This window comes from Leptothoe sp. PORK10 BA2 (assembly GCF_034932105.1).
Classification (GTDB): Bacteria; Cyanobacteriota; Cyanobacteriia; order Phormidesmidales; family Phormidesmidaceae; genus Leptothoe.
This window is the reverse complement of record NZ_JAYGIG010000063.1, coordinates 1-15,220: the sequence shown is the minus strand read 5'-3', so window position 1 is coordinate 15,220 and position 15,220 is coordinate 1. Positions and strand designations below refer to the sequence as shown.

Genomic DNA, 15,220 nt, shown 5'->3' with positions numbered 1-15,220 from the left:
GACGCTCAAGCCCAGGGGTTGCCGATGAATAGCCTGGCAGACATTGAGCAAACCGTTCGTGCTCAGCTTCAAGCCCATGTCTCCCCGGGGTTAGGAAATTTTTTATCCAAACAAGTTGCCCAGAAACGGGCGAGCGAGAAAGGCGGCTAGTCAGCATCCTGGGGGAGTTGTGGCTCTCGCGTCAACAGGCTCAAACCCGTTCGGTTCCTGCCCGTGTCAAACACAGTCCATATCTGGAGACGCTTAGTGGTGCGGAAAACTTTTTGAGTCTCATTGAAGTCTCAAGTTGAGAAGACAGTAACCTTTGAGAACTCAATTCTGGTCTCTAACAGTGCTCGTTTTTTGAGGGAAGCAGCAGCAGGTAGCGGATTGTTGGGCAGTAAACTGGCTAAGCGGGGAATGGGGAGATGTTGATAACATAGGCGTTTAATTTCTCGCAAGCCTAATTGCAGAAAACTCAAGCCACGTTGACTATGCCAGTCGAGCATTGTACGCCGACCTTCAGCGACAACAACAATCGCAATAGATATGGAAATTAGCATCGCCGCTGCCAGTAACATCAATAGACAATTGAGGGCTTGAGCATCCCGCAAATGGGAATGGATCAACTCAAAAGCGGCTGACTTATAATCCTTAAAATGCGGTTCGATGCCGCCAAATCGCTGACCATAGACTTCAAACCCACATTCCGCCCTTTGAAGTGTCACACTCAGGTATTAACGATCGAACCTTTTTCGGACAAGGGTTTCATCGCCTTATAGTTCAAACAAACTACAAGGCATCAATTCTCAATTAAGGCTAATTATTGATAATTTTGTCAGAGAAAATGGCTGTGATCCCTGTTGCTTCATTTAAATACTCAATGTGCCAGTTGGAAGTGCGGAATGTAGGCTTCAACAGTACCCTTGCTTAGAAAACCGTTGTCGCTGTCGATCAGCCATCCAGCAAGTGATTTCCCATACATCCGCCACCGGCTTCCCCGTATAGGGCAAGGTGTGCATGTAGCCGTCGTAGAGAAACTCTGGCATCATCGTGGTTTTGGCCATGCCCCTTTGCTGTTGTTGCTGCCAAATCAGGCTCCACCAACGCTCGTGGGCCTCCAATGCCTCCTGGGATTCCGGGGCACGGGGGTCTGCCACCTGAGCATGTTGAGCATAGCCCACTCGACATTGAACATGGTGGGCCCGTTCGGCACACAGCTCTAAAATTGGCCACTCTGTGTCGAGCAAGCGCTCACAGACCACACACCAATGGCTAAAATCACAGGTGATCTTCATGGCGGGAAACTGGTTAAGCAAATCACGGGTAGTCCAGGGATTATAAAGTGAGCGGCTACGGTGGGTTTCAAAGCTAATGGTGATACCGGATGTTTGCTCTAACTCCAAGGCGCGACCAAAAAAGTCCACATTTTGCTGCCAGGACCAAGCATCATAGCCACACATGGTAGAGACAAACATGGCCCCGATCTCGTTAGCGTGGTCCACCGCCCACTTCAAATCATCCAGATGCTCGCCAGTACTACGGGTGGGTTCAGGAATCCACCAATCCTTAGTGTTATCTGGGTCGATCCCCGTGGTCGCCTCCGCAATAAAAACCAGCCCATGATCCTGCAGAAGACGGCGCAGGAGCTGTCTTTGTTGAATATCTTGGGGAATCGGTCCCTCAATACCGTCAAAGCCGTCATCCACAGTTTGCTGGACGAGGGATTCTAGATCGGCTGGGCCGGTCAACCATGAACGCAAAACTAGAAGTTCCAAAATAACCTCGGGGGGAATAGGAGATGGGTGTTGGCAGGACTATGCAGGGCGATCGTTATGGCCATGAGTCCCAGCTGTCTCATGCTCTCGCAAGAGTTCTTCCATGCGCTGATCAATCGCCAGTGGATGCAGAATACCCTTAGTGATTAAGAGCTTTTCGCAGGTCCGCACCCAACGTTCATAATAGGAACTCATATCGGTGGATGCTTGCTCAGCGAGGGAGATTTCCTCTGCAAAATGCTCAGTCCATTCCGACCAACTATATTTCTGGGCGTTGGCTAGTTGATGGACCATGGCGAAAACCCTAGCCTCCCAGGGAGCCTGAAAGACAGGTTCACTATTGTTTTGAGCAAGGTCAGATAGGGGAGAGTTACTGTTTTGAGGTAGAGACATCAGTTTGTAGGGTCTAAGGACTATTGATTCCCCTCAATCCCCCTAAAGCCCTCCGGGCATGCGCAATGCATCAGAAAAGGAGGAGGGTTAGAGAATCCATGAAGGTAATCATTAACAAACTCTAAGGGAATTCTAGATGGTCATCAAAGAGATCGATATAGAGGGAGTCCTTGGGGGAGGCCTCCTGTCCCCACAGTTCCTGAGCAGCAAACCGCACACTGTAGACATGTTGAGGCTTTGACGATAGTCGTTGTCCCATAGTGTCTGGAAATACATAAACCCCATGATCTTTGACAATTTCTCCTACCTTGCCTCGAATGTAGCGAGGTAAGCGAGTATAGGCCTTGGGGTGCATGACCTTGGCCTTAACTTGATCGCCCACCTGGAACTGAGCAGGTAAATCACTTTCTGCCTGACAACTTAGACCCTCGTCTAGAAGGGTTCTGGCGGCTTGGGCCGTCATGCATTGGTTGGGGGTTTCGATGGTCATGGGGAAAAGGGAGCAGGGAGAAAAGGGAACAGATGTAGTATAAATCTGAGTTCAGCAAACTCGATTTAGAACGGATATTTTTGTAGGGGTGGTGACTTGTACCCACCCTGCGATATGGAATGGTGCCAATTCAGAATTTTAAGTTAGGACTTTGTCTCATTTAGGGATCTGCCTGGGCCAGTTCAGTCATTCTGGCTTCGATCTCGGCTGGGGTAACCAAATTATGCTTGGTGAGTAACAACTCTAGGGCATAGAGCCAGCGCTCATAATAACTGGAACTTAAATAGTCACCGGGGGGCATTTGTTCGGACGCATGGCGAGTTTCATCGACGGGAAAATAGTTAATAAAGGTGGCAAAGCTCATGGCAAATACCTTGGCTTCCCATTCGCTATGAAAAACGGGTTCGTTCTCTTCTATGGGAATCGGTCCCATGCCGTGCATACCACCGAGATCGTGGGGACCATTCATGGCGATAGCTCCTAAGCAACAACAGAGGGGGAGACAATGGACGGTTGAACCTTGGCTGTGCCAATCATGGCGTTGCGGGTGACCAGGGCGGCCAGATCCGCTTCGGATAGATCCTCTGTCCCAGCCGGTCGTTCTGGCAGAACAAGATAGCGCAGATCCGCATTGCTGTCCCACACCCGGACTTCAACCTGTTCAGGAATATCCAAACCAAATTCCTGCAAAACCTGGCGAGGTTCAATCACGGCACGGGAGCGGTAGGCAAATGATTTGTACCAGGTGGGGGGGAGACCTAAAATCGCCCAGGGATAACAGGAACAGAGGGTACAGACAATCAGGTTGTGTACGTCAGGGGTGTTTTCCACCACCACCATATGTTCACTGGAAAATCCAGTGAGCCCCAGTTCCGAAATAGCACTCGTGCTATCAGCTAAGAGTCGTTGTTTAAACCCAGGATCAACCCATGCTTTAGCAACAATCTGAGCCCCGATGTGGGGACCTACCTTATGTTCATAGGTGTCAATAATGGTATCAAGGGCCGCCGGTTCAACAATCCCTTTCTCTACCAACAGTGATTCAATCGCTTTGACTCGCAAGGCAATGTCAGATTCAGGGCGATGGTGATGAGATGTCATGGCTTTAATCCCATTACGGCAAAATTGTTAGAGGGTGACTAAACCCCGATAAATTTATTTAGACGATATTCAAATGACATAGACTTAAACAGCTACCCACTTAACGTGAAATGTTTTCCAGCTTAGAATTTAATTGTCAGGAGTTAGAGTTCAGCAAGGGTCTAGATTCTGAATTCCTGACTCAATCAGAATTTTCAGCTCCAATTTCCAGCTTAAGTTTATGGCCGACTTGCAAACGATTCTATCAGGATTAGATTAAATCTCAAGAGCTGTTTTTAAAAACAGTTTTGCCATAAAGTTTTGCCATAAAAAAGTTAACAGTATCACCTATGACATTGGAGACATCCCTATGAGGTATCTATGGTTGTAGTCAAAACCTATACCCATCCATTCGAGCTGCCCCTTGAGCAAACAGCCCTACTGGTGATTGATATGCAAAATGACTTTTGCCACCCCGATGGGTTTAATGGCAGTGCGTTAGGCCTTGATATAACAGCCGTTCGCGCCATTATACCGGCGGTTCAATCCTTAGTGGGCTGGGCGAGGCAAACCGGTATCAAGGTGATTTTTACCCGCGAAAGCCATAGGCCGGACCTATCGGATCTATCGCCCAGTAAAAAAACACGCTATGCCAATGCTGGGTCCCCCATTGGCCAGACCGGTAAAATGGGGCGATTTCTCGTGCAGGGGGAACCGGGGGTGGCGATTATTGATGAGTTACAACCACTGCCTGGGGACAAACAGCTGGATAAACCCGCCCACTCTTGTTTTGTAAATACCTCCCTCGATCAACTATTACAAGCTGATCACATTACCCACCTTTTGATCGTCGGCGTGACAACCCAATGTTGCGTTTTAGCTACCTATCGCCATGCCAATGATTTGGGATACTACTGTTTGCTGCTGGAGGATTGCTGCGCGGCTTTCGATGCCAGGGATCATGATGCCACGGTGCATATCCTTCAATCGGAGGGGGGCGTTCTGGGTTGGGTGGCCCACTCTTCTGCACTCTTGGAGACAGCACTAGTTTGAAGAGTGTGGCATGCATCAAAAATCCATAAAAAGGAAGCAAAAATTAATCAATTCGTAGTTCATGGTTCTTTTTTTGCGAATTGAGCAACTTTAATATCTGTATTTCTGCTGAGATTGTTTCATCGGCTACAAAAAATACTGATTGAGTCATCTAACCTCATGGTATGTCAGCGGTAAGCGTTTTCGTTTTGAGTTTAAAGATCAGCGTTGGGGGCTGAGGTAAATGGTTATGAACTCCACTTCTATCTTGTTAGGGCGGATATTGGCCCTCTCCGCAGGTAGCCTCCTGTGGGTATCCTGTGCCTCATCTACGGCGCCAGAAGCATCGGATGAGGTGGCGGAGGCTCCAGCCGCTGATGCGGCAGCAGAGTTAATTCCTGTCAAAGCGGGCCACCTGGTGGCGTTAGACATGGCTCCTCTGTTTGTGGGTGTGGAGTCAGGTTGTTTTGAAGAAAACGGGTTGGCGGTTGAAACCGTTGCTTTTACCAACCCTGGGGATAACAATGCGGCCTTGGCTGGAGGAAGCATTGACTTCAGTACCAATCCCTTTACCTTGCCATTTTTTGCGGCCAACAGTGGTGTCCCCATCAAAACTGTGGCAGCAGCAGGCGGTTGGGGCGTCATGCAGGTGATTATCAACAATGAGTATGGGGTGGAATCCATTGCGGATTTGGTCACCTTTGTCTCAGAGAACCCCGATAAAAAGTTAAAGATTGCCACTCTGCGGGGGGATACCCTGGAGCTGATTTTGGTGGATGCCTTTGAGGCGGCGGGAACCTCACCTGATGCCTTTGAGATGGTCTACTTTGATGATTTGTTGGCCATGGTGGAGGCCTTCCGTGGCGGTCAGGTGGATATTCTCAGCCACATCAAGCCCTATACCACTCAGTTTGTTGCCAGCGGTGAAGCGACGGTATTAACGGACAATGCTGAGGTTTGGTCCCCCACCACTCCGAATACGGTAGTTAGCGTATTGGACAAAACCCTCAGTGATCGTCCAGAGGTGGTGGAAGCTTATATTAAAGGGATGCAGTGCTCTGCTGAGATTATCAATACTGACCCGGCCAAGGCGATTGAATTGTTGAAGGGGGGAAATTATTATCGGGTTGACGATGAGGTGTTGTTAACCGCCTTTGAGACTCAGCCTTCGCCAATTACATTTACCCCTGATTTAGAGGCGGTGCAAGCCGTGGTCGATAAAATGGTGGAGCTGAAGTACATCGAATCCGATGTGCCGGCAAAGGACATTTTTGATACGACTTTGGTTAAATCACTCGAGTAGGCCCATGAAAAACAGTATGCAGGAGCCCCAAGCTTGGCAACAATCGTTGCTTTCGATTGGGTGTGGTCTATTATCCTGCGCTGTTTTAATTGGTCTGTGGGAAGGTGCGGGTAGCAATCCAGAGAATCCGATCACCCAGGTGTTGCCGCCCCCATCTCAGTTTTTGCCGGTTTTGTTTGAGAGTGATTTTAAGATTGGGTTGGGGTCCCAGGCGGCTTCGATTTACCAGTCGGTGGCGGTGACGATGATCCGTGTTTTGCTGGGCATCACCATTGCATTTATTGGATCTATTTTTTGTGGTTTGTTAATTAGTCTCTCCAGGTGGTCGGAGCTGTTTATCTTGCCGATTTTGGGACTGATTGCGCCGATCGCGCCGATTGCTTGGGTGCCTTTGGCGCTGGTGGTGTTTGGGGTGAGTAATTTAACGGCTATCTTTATTGTATTTATGGGGGTGTTCTTTACCCTGACCATTGCTACGGTGGCCGAAATTAAGCGTATCCCTGAAAATCTGTTGATGACGGCGCAAAATTTGGGGGGTGGCAGTTTTAATCGTTGGCGATGGGTGATTGTGCCTGCGGTGTTGCCAGGAGTATTTACGTTATTACGACTGAATTTTATTGCGGCCTGGATGGCGGTGTTGGCAGCAGAAATGACCGGGCTGCGGGATGGGTTGGGTACGGTGGTGATGACCGGGCGCAATTTGTTTAACAGTGATCTGATCCTGTTAGGGATTTGTATCATTGGAATTACTGGATTTGCTGTGGATCGGTTGCTGCTGTTGATCCAGCGAAAATTTTTCTGGTGGCAGGTATAGGGTATGGATAAGGGTATGGAAAATTGCGATCGCACCTCTCCCCTCCCCTCCACGTCATCCATCCTGGCCTGTCAGGATGTGATGAAACAGTTTTCATCCACTTGCAACCAAGCTTCGGTGGTTTTGGACCAGGTCAATCTAGAAGTAAGCCAAGGTGATTTTGTCACTATTTTGGGTCAATCTGGCGGTGGAAAATCCACATTGCTTAAACTGTTGGGCGGGTTTATTCAACCCAGCACCGGCCAGGTGCTTTTCCATGGGGTGCCCCTCAAGGGAATTACTCCTAAAATTGGCATGGTCTTTCAGGAAAATACCCTTTATCCCTGGTTGACCGTCGAGCAAAATATTGGCTTTGGTTTTAAGGTAAAGGGTAAGAAACCAGCCCAGTATGTTACCAAAGTTAAGGATATTCTGGAACAGGTAGGTCTGTTTAATGCCCGCAAATCCTATCCCCATCAATTGTCAGGTGGCATGAAGCAGCGGGTGTCCATTGCTCGCTCCATTGCGGTACAGCCGGATGTGTTGTTGCTGGATGAACCGTTTTCGGCCCTAGACATTCAACTACGGCGCAGGTTGCAAAAGTTTCTGTTTTCCATTTGGGAAGATACGGCGACCACTATGGTATTGGTTACCCATAATGTAGAGGAGGCAATCTTACTAGGGCAAAAACTGATTGTGATTGGGGATCGACCTGGGAAAATCATTGAAACGGTGAATATTGCTGATGCTAGGTTCCGGGATCGGTATGATGCTGATTTTCTTGGCCTCCAACGTCATTTGGAGGGGGTGATAGAGACAGATGTTAATGCTCAGGAAACGTTATTGAAAGGGGCATCGTTTGATGCGATGGAGAAGACGGTCAAGATGCCTTGAATGATTTTTTCTAGAGTTTGGTGAGTTTGAGTTGAAGTGGATGACCTTTCGGAGCAAACAGCTTCAATGCCCCCGGGAAGTCTCCCTAACTCTCTGGACAGGTTTCGCCAACGCAAGGGGAACAGTCATCACCGTTAATATTTCACAGTGGGTGTTTTATTTTCATGCCGATCCTTGAGAGGGTTCTTACGGTTGAATTCTAGCTGGATACTGAGCCTTGTGGATTTTTAAAATAGTCCTTGAATTTAATCGCTTAACACTTGGATTACTTTTCAAGGAGTTAATGAAATTCAGTAAGTCATCGTTATCTCGATAAATATATTCCAACATTAGGTCAAACTCCCCAGTTACCGATGCTACGTAGCTGATATTTTCCATGGCAATCAGGTCACTAATGTTGGCTTCTAAAAAAGTAGGAGTTACTTCTAGTTCAATGTAGGCAACATTTTCGTATTTAATCTTGCCTGTATTAATAAAGGCGCTGATGGAAATAATTTTTTCGTCGATTAGGCGTTTAACCCGGTATCGAATAGTCGCCTCCGGGGCATCAATGGAACGGGCAATGTCACTGTAGGCTATACGTCCGTTTTGTTGCAAAAATTTAATAATATTTAGATCTAACTGATCGATCTCATATCCATCGATTGTCTGAGGTAATAAATCATTATTGGCTATCATTTATGAATAATTAATATCTCTACTGTTTCTAATATACCGTCAAACTAGGGAGACTGTGAGCCTGAAGCTGATCAGGTTTTAAGCTCAGATTTCAAACGATTTAATACATAGATTTAATACCGATGTGAATGGGCTAGGTGAACTTGCTGGATTACTAGCCCTGGAAAAAGTTGCCGTGGCTTTGGCCATGCACCTGAAGGTCTCGGCGGGGGTACAAACGGATCAACTGAAGGGGCTCTGCGAGTTTGTCGGCGAGATTACCGGCGTGCCCGTGTGCCGATCCACCGGAGTTGGAGGGGAATCATCTATCGATTGAAAAAGGCACTTTAAAGAGAAACATCGGCACAAATATCTGCAGTGGAGTGAGATATCTTGATAGTGGCACTCTACAACTATGAGCTGAACCTAGCGTGAGGCGGGCAACAAAACGACAAGGCCTATAGCCACAACACCTAATAATTTTTGTAAGAGGCCAAAATATATGGTTTTGTGACATTGGTGAATGGTTGTAGCCAAGTATACAACAACAGCTGGTCTTTTCTAATTTACTGATTGAGTAAGTAGTAGATCAATCCCTTAGGGCTCGGCAAACATTTAGCCTTGAATTTGCTGTTTGAGTGTTTGCGGACATAGTTGCTTGCGATTTTCTGAAGAGTATTTCTTAAGGCCCGCACACATTGAGGACTGAATAGGGTGATGAAACGACGAAGATTTTTTCAATATACAGGCTTAGGCGGTTTAAGTCTTGTGGCGGCGGCCCAGAGCGGTGCCATTGCTTCGATCCTGGGTGAGTCCGGTGAGCAGCGAGATTTAGGGCTAACGTCCTTTGAATTTCAGGTGACGACCGTCGATCGGGCGGGACATCTGCAACAGCCTAAAAGTCATACGGCAAATTATTTCCCTGAGTCAATCAACAGTGTTGATCGACTCGATATGGTACAAATCACCCCTGGTAAATTTTTGATGGGGGCACCGAGGTCTGAGCCCCAGGCTAAAGGGGAAGAACTGCCTCGGCAGCAGGTAAACCTGTCTTCATTTTTTCTGAGTAAATATCCCATTACCCAGGCCCAGTGGGCAGCTGTAGTTGCTTTACCCAAGGTAAGTCGAGAATTGCATCTGGCTCCCTCCCACTTTCAGGGCAGTAACCGCCCGGTGGAGAGTGTTTCCTGGTTGGATGCGACCGAATTTTGTCAACGTCTAAGTCAACATACTGGCCGCCCATATCAGCTTCCCAGCGAAGCCCAGTGGGAATATGCCTGCCGGGCTGGCACAACAACCCCCTTTAGTACGGGGGAGACCATTGTTGCCCAATTAGCCGATTATCGAGCCAGCGCTACCTATAAGGCTGAAACACCTGGAGAGTATCGACATTCTACGGTTCCCGTGGGTAGTTTCTCGGCCAATGGGTTTGGGCTGCATGATATGCACGGCAATGTGTGGGAATGGTGCGCTGACGGTTGGCACCGGAACCATCGCGGGGCCTTTGCCGATGGTCGGGCTCGCAGGGCTGTTGCAGTGGCAGGTTCCCAGCTACGGGTCATTCGCGGCGGTGGTTGGCTGGATGCACCGGAAAAACTCCGTTCCGCGAGCCGTTCTGGGTATGCCGAGACAGCGCTGAATCGCACCATTGGATTTCGCGTGATGACAATGGTATAGATGACGGCCATCACCAGAATCTTCTAGTTCACGTTCAGTTTTTTAAGCGAACATAGGCAAAATTCAACCCATGGCATTGATTCAAAAAGTCCCCGTCACCGTGTTAACAGGCTATTTAGGGGCTGGTAAAACTACATTATTGAATCGCATCCTGACGGAAGAGCACAACCAACGGGTGGCGGTCATTGTTAACGAATTTGGGGAAGTTGGCATTGATCATCAGCTGGTGCTGAATGCTGATGAGGAAATTTTTGAGATGAACAATGGGTGCATTTGTTGCACCGTGCGGGGAGACCTGATTCGGATTATCAATGATTTGATGGCCCGGCGAGATCGGTTTGATCATTTAGTGATTGAAACCACGGGGTTGGCCGACCCGGCTCCCGTTATTCAGTCCTTCTTTGTGGATGAGGTGATGCTGCGACAAACCCAGCTGGATGCGGTGGTGACTGTCGTTGATGCTAAGCACATTTGGGACCACTGGGACAGTTGTGAAGTCCAGGAGCAAGTTGCCTTTGCCGATGTGATTTTGCTGAATAAGACAGACCTGGTCTCAGCTGAGACTTTGACTGCTTTAATGCAAAAGGTGAGGGGGATGAATGCGATCGCAAAAATCCACCACACCCAAAACTGTGCCATTGACCTGAATCTTGTCCTAGGAGTACAGGCCTTTGACCTCAAAAATGCCCTCAGTATTGATCCCGCCTTCTTAGAAGAAGAATCCCACGACCATGACAACTCCATTGGGTCCGTGGCCATTAAGAACACTGATCCCATCGACATTGATCAGTTCAACCGTTGGCTCTACCGTCTGGTGCAAGCCCAAGGAGCCGATCTGTTTCGCATGAAAGGTATTTTGAATGTGGATCAGGCCGAGCGGCGGTTTGTGTTTCAGGGGGTCCACATGACCCTAGATGGTCGGCCCGGTAAGCCCTGGCGACCGGAAGAAACCCGGCAAAATGAGCTGGTCTTTATTGGCCGGAATCTGGATGAAGCAGAGCTACGATCTGGATTTGCAGACTGTTTTGCCAAAACCTATGTCCATGCGCCATAGGAGTCAGCGTTAAACATCCTCTCTCTTTTTCAACGTTTCACCCTATTGAGAACAAAGTAACCTTATGAAACTACAACATGCCTTGGGGGGACTCGAAGGACTTGACCACATCACCCCAGTAATAGATGTATTTGTTGAACCGTGGGAAAAGCGAATTTTCGGTATCCATACGGCAATGATGGCCCTCAGTAGCCATTTAGACGAATCTGTGCCCGACTACGACATCGGTAGTGTACCCACCAACTTTAAGAGTTTTTGGACCTGGGGCCATCTGCGCGCAGGGGCCGAGGGCATGCATCCCTTTGAGTATTTCCGGTTGCGGTATTACGAGAAATGGTTGGGGGGCATTTCCGGCTTTTTTATCAGTGAAGGCTACATCACCGAGGAAGAGTTAGATGCCCGCACCGCCATGTTCTTAGAAGACAGTGTCGCCGCTGCGGCTCCCCTGCCCACCGGTGGCAACAAGGCCATTGATACCCAGGTGGTGAAATACCTAAAAGAGGGAGATTCTCCCATGCGCCCCCTAGAGGCTCCACCCAAATTTAGCCTAGGGGAACAGGTAAAAATTAAGACTATCTCGCCCGGTGCCCACAGCCGTTTGCCCGGTAATTTGCAAGGCCGGGTGGCCACGGTGGTCAAGGTGTATGAAGGGGCTTTTACCTACTTCTTTGCAACCGAAGATGGCATTGGTGTGCCCATGCCGGTCTATAGTCTGGCCTTTCAACCAGAAGACCTGTGGGATAAGTCGGTGACTGAGCCTAATTTGGTTTACTACAACGACATTTTTGAAGTTTACATAGAAGCAGTTTAAGCAAGGTGGTCGAGGGAGCATATTATGACAACTAACTATCCAGGATTTAGATACGGTGCCGATCGAGAAACCTTTAGCGCTGCTAAGGTCAAGGCTCTAGAGTCTCTTTTGATCGAAAAAGGAGTGATCACCGGGAATACGGTGGATACCATTCTGGGATATTTCGAAACTGAGATGGGGCCTTTTAATGGGGCCAAAATAGTCGCAAAAGCCTGGGTTGACCCGGCCTTTAAAGAGCTGTTGCTGACCGATTGTAATGCCGCCTGTGAGTCGATGGACTTGCCTGAGGGTATGTCTGGAGCAGAGGGCGAACACATGCGGATCGTGGAGAATACGGCGGAGGTGCATAACGTGATTGTTTGTACCCTGTGTTCCTGTTATCCTTGGCCCACGTTAGGGTTGCCACCCTACTGGTTCAAAGATCCTACCTTTAGGGCCAGGGTGGTCCGAGAACCTCGTGTCGTCCTGTCTGAATTTGGCGTAGAGCTAGATGAGTCTGTCAAGGTTCTGGTATGGGATAGCAGTGCCCAGATTCGCTGGTGGGTGTTGCCCATGCGTCCTGCCGGTACGGAAGGGATGAGTGAGGCTGAGTTAGCCGCGTTATTAACCCCTGAAGCCATGATGGGTGTGGCGACGGTTTCAGTTTAGTTCTCTTTAGCTAGCGTTAACGGTCAACCCACCCCTTTGCCCCTCCTAGGAGGGGATTAAGGCTCGGTTTTTGCCCTAGGCGTTGCATTCACTGCTCGATGTTTACACAGCCAAAGTGTATTTATCTCCCTCAGGTTCCTTGATATGTTTACGAAGTTTGAACATTTTGCAGCGACCAGTTTGATGGGGTCTCCCGAAGAGGCCCCCCCCAGAAAGGATGGCCATTTACAGTTTGATCGGGATTGGCAGAAAATGGCCTTTGGCGTGGCTATTGCCCTTTCAAAACAGGGCCATTATGAATGGGAAGATTTTCGCCAAACATTGATGACAACCATTGCTGAATGGGAAGCAACCCACGAGCTGGATGATCCGGAATGGGACTATTACCAATGTTGGCTGACGACGCTGGAGAAGATGGTTGTTGCCTCGGGAGTCCTGAAACCGGGTGAGTTAGAGACTCAATTGTCTCAGCTGATGGACTGCAAGGCTATGGCTGAGACAGCCAACACAACAATTTGAAGTTAACCAAATGGACTGCCATGAACTTGAGATCTAAAATGAAGGATTTGACTCCAATGCTACGCCAACTTAGGGTATCGATTGTCTTGATGGTTGTGGCTGTAATGGCTTTGGCCACCCCTGCCCTGGCCCACCATCCCTTTGGTGGCGCTACTCCCAATAATTGGGTGCAAGGTTTGTTGTCGGGGATGGGCCATCCGGTCATCGGTCCGGATCACCTGGTTTTTACCCTGTTGGTGGGCGTTTTGGCCACCCGGTTTAAGCCCGGCTGGGCAGTTCCAGCTGCGTTTTTGTTGGCAGCCCTAGCGGGGACAGGGTTACACCTGATGTCGTTGGATTTGCCTGCCCCTGAATTTATTATCTCTTTGTCGGTGTTGATTTTTGGGGTATTGGCGGTTTATGGAAACCGTTTTAATATAGCGGCAGTGGCTCTACTTGCAGTCTTAGCAGGTTTGTTCCATGGCTATGCGTATGGTGAGGCGATTGTGGGGGCTTCAATGACGCCGCTGCTGTCCTATTTGATTGGGTTTACGGTGGTGCAGGGTGCGATCGCAGCCTCTGCTTTCTGGATTATTCAACGGGGCATTGATCCTAGCCAGTTAGGACAACGGTTGCGCTATGCCGGTCTGGTGACCTGTGGTGCCGGTGCTGCATTTCTGTCTGCGGTGGTTTTAAGCTAACCTGCAACACAGTTTTTCTTTACACAGTTTTCTTTCCGTGCTTCTAAGCTCTGGTTTTGCCAGAGCTTTTTTTTATGAAAAAACAATTCTCCCAAATTATCATTCCAGCTCAACCCTATCCATTAACCCTTGACTTGGTCCATACGGCCTTGTTGGTAATCGATATGCAAAATGACTTTTGTACGCCGGGGGGATGGGCTGACTCCCTGGGATTTGACGTGGGTCAAACACAGCAACCGATCCGGCCATTACAACTATTGCTAAAGGGATTGCGACAAACCCCCGTGACGATTATCCATACCCGTGAGGGCCATCGATCCGATTTGAGTGATTGTCCACCCCATAAGTTAGCCCGCTCAAAGCACCAGAATGCTGCCATTGGCAGTGAGGGAGCCATGGGACGTTTTTTAACCCGTGGGTCTAAGAGTCATGATTTTGTGGATGAGCTACAGCCGGTATCGGGGGAGATTGTGTTGGATAAGCCTGGAAAGGGAGCCTTTGTGGCGACGGATTTGGATTTGATTTTGCGGCAGCGGGGGATTCGGCAGTTGTTGCTGACGGGGGTGACGACGGAATGTTGTGTACATACCACCCTGCGAACGGCGAATGATTTGGGTTATGAATGTCTGCTGTTGGAGGATTGTTGTGCGTCATTAAAGCCAGAGTTTCATCGGATCACGGTGGAAATGACCCAGATGATTTTTGGCTGGGTGACCACGTCTGAGCAAATGTTAAAAGCGATAGAACTGAGAGCTGAAAAAACTGCTAGTGAAGTATGAGTAGGCTGGGCGAGTGTGGGATGTTGACAAGGGTACGGCTCTTTTAGTGTAAAAATCAAGCTGCTAACAATCTTTCAGGATCCTGAAATTTTCTGACATGATTGGGTTTGAACTCCTGTAGTTTGTAGAATTGCCAATACTCATCGAAGCCATCACTGGCGGGCAGTGTCCGAATTTTTGGGACAGCCTCAGCCCGGTCTAGTCGCCAACGAGTCCCGGTAAACGGCCATACGGTCATTGGCCAACCCTTCAATCACCCCTGAGGCAATCGGATATCGCTGCTCTAAATACTGGTCATACCGCAGGTAGGGTCGATACTTCAACCACCACATCACTGGCTTTGCCTTCGAGGATGCGTGGAGGCCCGTTCTTGGACCCAGATTTCGGCAGCCTCACTCCCCTGGACAAAAGCAAAAGGCGGCTTTCCAGACTTATTCCATCACATGGATGAAATTGAGCACAATCGTTACCTCGGCTAAGTGGTGTTTAGCAGTGGCAAGGCAAAGGAGCAGATGTTAAATAAATCCGGCACTGGTTCCGTCGACTGGGTGCCTTGAAACACTTGGCTTCAGTGGGCTAGACAGCATATCGAATAGAAAATAACTGCGACCAAGATATCCCTGCCTCCAAAATTCCTAACTTCACAGCAGGGA

At 48.8% G+C, this 15,220-nt stretch carries 18 protein-coding genes and 3 pseudogenes; 13 read left to right on the top strand and 8 right to left on the bottom strand.

Translation table 11 applies throughout. The features are described 5' to 3' along the window. A pseudogene (locus VB741_RS13210) lies at positions 1–239 on the top strand (ISKra4-like element ISLesp1 family transposase); the annotation flags it as partial. Between the two features lie 42 nt (positions 240–281). Here VB741_RS13210 and VB741_RS13205 read toward each other — a convergent pair. The 6 genes and pseudogenes from VB741_RS13205 to nthA (VB741_RS13180) form a co-directional block, all read right to left on the bottom strand. Next, positions 282–680 (bottom strand): annotated as a pseudogene (locus tag VB741_RS13205) (IS4 family transposase); the annotation flags it as partial. A gap of 213 nt (positions 681–893) precedes the next feature. Next, positions 894–1,742, bottom strand: coding sequence for a sugar phosphate isomerase/epimerase family protein (locus tag VB741_RS13200; RefSeq protein WP_323365651.1), 849 nt, complete (start codon positions 1,740–1,742; stop codon positions 894–896). A 54-nt stretch (positions 1,743–1,796) separates the two neighbouring features. Further along, positions 1,797–2,150, bottom strand: a complete 354-nt coding sequence (locus VB741_RS13195) for a nitrile hydratase accessory protein (RefSeq protein WP_323365650.1) — start codon at positions 2,148–2,150, stop codon at positions 1,797–1,799. A gap of 121 nt (positions 2,151–2,271) precedes the next feature. Continuing rightward, positions 2,272–2,640, bottom strand: a complete 369-nt coding sequence (locus tag VB741_RS13190; protein ID WP_323365649.1) for an SH3-like domain-containing protein — start codon at positions 2,638–2,640, stop codon at positions 2,272–2,274. 160 nt (positions 2,641–2,800) lie between these two features. Continuing rightward, positions 2,801–3,109, bottom strand: coding sequence for a hypothetical protein (locus VB741_RS13185; protein WP_323365648.1), 309 nt, complete (start codon positions 3,107–3,109; stop codon positions 2,801–2,803). An 11-nt stretch (positions 3,110–3,120) separates the two neighbouring features. Next, positions 3,121–3,741, bottom strand: coding sequence for a nitrile hydratase subunit alpha (nthA, locus tag VB741_RS13180; protein ID WP_323365647.1), 621 nt, complete (start codon positions 3,739–3,741; stop codon positions 3,121–3,123). A 360-nt stretch (positions 3,742–4,101) separates the two neighbouring features. Between nthA (VB741_RS13180) and VB741_RS13175 the strand changes: the two genes are divergently transcribed. The 4 genes from VB741_RS13175 to VB741_RS13160 all read left to right on the top strand — a co-directional run bounded on the left by VB741_RS13175 (position 4,102) and on the right by VB741_RS13160 (position 7,742). Next, positions 4,102–4,773: a cysteine hydrolase family protein gene (locus tag VB741_RS13175; RefSeq protein WP_323365646.1), complete on the top strand. Its 672-nt coding sequence runs from the start codon at positions 4,102–4,104 to the stop codon at positions 4,771–4,773. A 229-nt stretch (positions 4,774–5,002) separates the two neighbouring features. Beyond that, positions 5,003–6,055: an ABC transporter substrate-binding protein gene (locus tag VB741_RS13170; RefSeq protein ID WP_323365645.1), complete on the top strand. Its 1,053-nt coding sequence runs from the start codon at positions 5,003–5,005 to the stop codon at positions 6,053–6,055. Positions 6,056–6,059: 4 nt separating this feature from the next. Continuing rightward, positions 6,060–6,869 (top strand): ABC transporter permease, encoded by an 810-nt coding sequence (locus VB741_RS13165; protein ID WP_323365644.1) that lies wholly within the window; start codon positions 6,060–6,062, stop codon positions 6,867–6,869. 3 nt (positions 6,870–6,872) lie between these two features. Further along, a complete protein-coding gene (locus VB741_RS13160) occupies positions 6,873–7,742 on the top strand; it encodes an ABC transporter ATP-binding protein (RefSeq protein ID WP_323365643.1) in 870 nt (289 codons plus the stop codon). Between the two features lie 186 nt (positions 7,743–7,928). Here VB741_RS13160 and VB741_RS13155 read toward each other — a convergent pair whose 3' ends face one another. Next, positions 7,929–8,420, bottom strand: a complete 492-nt coding sequence (locus VB741_RS13155; protein WP_323365642.1) for an Lrp/AsnC family transcriptional regulator — start codon at positions 8,418–8,420, stop codon at positions 7,929–7,931. A gap of 124 nt (positions 8,421–8,544) precedes the next feature. On the opposite strand from VB741_RS13155, the gene VB741_RS13150 reads away from it, so the two are divergent. The 8 genes from VB741_RS13150 (at position 8,545) to VB741_RS13115 (ending at position 14,567) form a co-directional block, all read left to right on the top strand. Next, complete coding sequence (locus VB741_RS13150) at positions 8,545–8,736, top strand: hypothetical protein (protein ID WP_323365641.1); 192 nt, start codon at positions 8,545–8,547, stop codon at positions 8,734–8,736. 380 nt (positions 8,737–9,116) lie between these two features. Beyond that, positions 9,117–10,076 carry a formylglycine-generating enzyme family protein gene (locus VB741_RS13145; RefSeq protein WP_323365640.1) on the top strand — a complete coding sequence of 320 codons (960 nt, stop codon included), beginning with the start codon at positions 9,117–9,119 and terminating at the stop codon, positions 10,074–10,076. Positions 10,077–10,146: 70 nt separating this feature from the next. Continuing rightward, a complete protein-coding gene (locus tag VB741_RS13140) occupies positions 10,147–11,130 on the top strand; it encodes a CobW family GTP-binding protein (RefSeq protein ID WP_323365639.1) in 984 nt (327 codons plus the stop codon). 64 nt (positions 11,131–11,194) lie between these two features. Next, positions 11,195–11,941 (top strand): nitrile hydratase subunit beta, encoded by a 747-nt coding sequence (gene nthB, locus VB741_RS13135; protein WP_323365638.1) that lies wholly within the window; start codon positions 11,195–11,197, stop codon positions 11,939–11,941. 24 nt (positions 11,942–11,965) lie between these two features. Beyond that, positions 11,966–12,589 (top strand): nitrile hydratase subunit alpha, encoded by a 624-nt coding sequence (gene nthA, locus VB741_RS13130; protein ID WP_323365637.1) that lies wholly within the window; start codon positions 11,966–11,968, stop codon positions 12,587–12,589. Positions 12,590–12,733: 144 nt separating this feature from the next. Next, positions 12,734–13,108, top strand: a complete 375-nt coding sequence (locus VB741_RS13125; RefSeq protein WP_323365636.1) for a nitrile hydratase accessory protein — start codon at positions 12,734–12,736, stop codon at positions 13,106–13,108. Positions 13,109–13,128: 20 nt separating this feature from the next. Continuing rightward, complete coding sequence (locus VB741_RS13120) at positions 13,129–13,788, top strand: HupE/UreJ family protein (protein ID WP_323365635.1); 660 nt, start codon at positions 13,129–13,131, stop codon at positions 13,786–13,788. Positions 13,789–13,862: 74 nt separating this feature from the next. Continuing rightward, positions 13,863–14,567, top strand: coding sequence for a cysteine hydrolase family protein (locus VB741_RS13115; RefSeq protein WP_323365634.1), 705 nt, complete (start codon positions 13,863–13,865; stop codon positions 14,565–14,567). A 55-nt stretch (positions 14,568–14,622) separates the two neighbouring features. On the opposite strand, the pseudogene VB741_RS13110 reads toward VB741_RS13115, so the two are convergent. Further along, positions 14,623–15,064 (bottom strand): annotated as a pseudogene (locus VB741_RS13110) (ISKra4 family transposase); the annotation flags it as partial. Positions 15,065–15,220 lie beyond the last annotated feature (156 nt).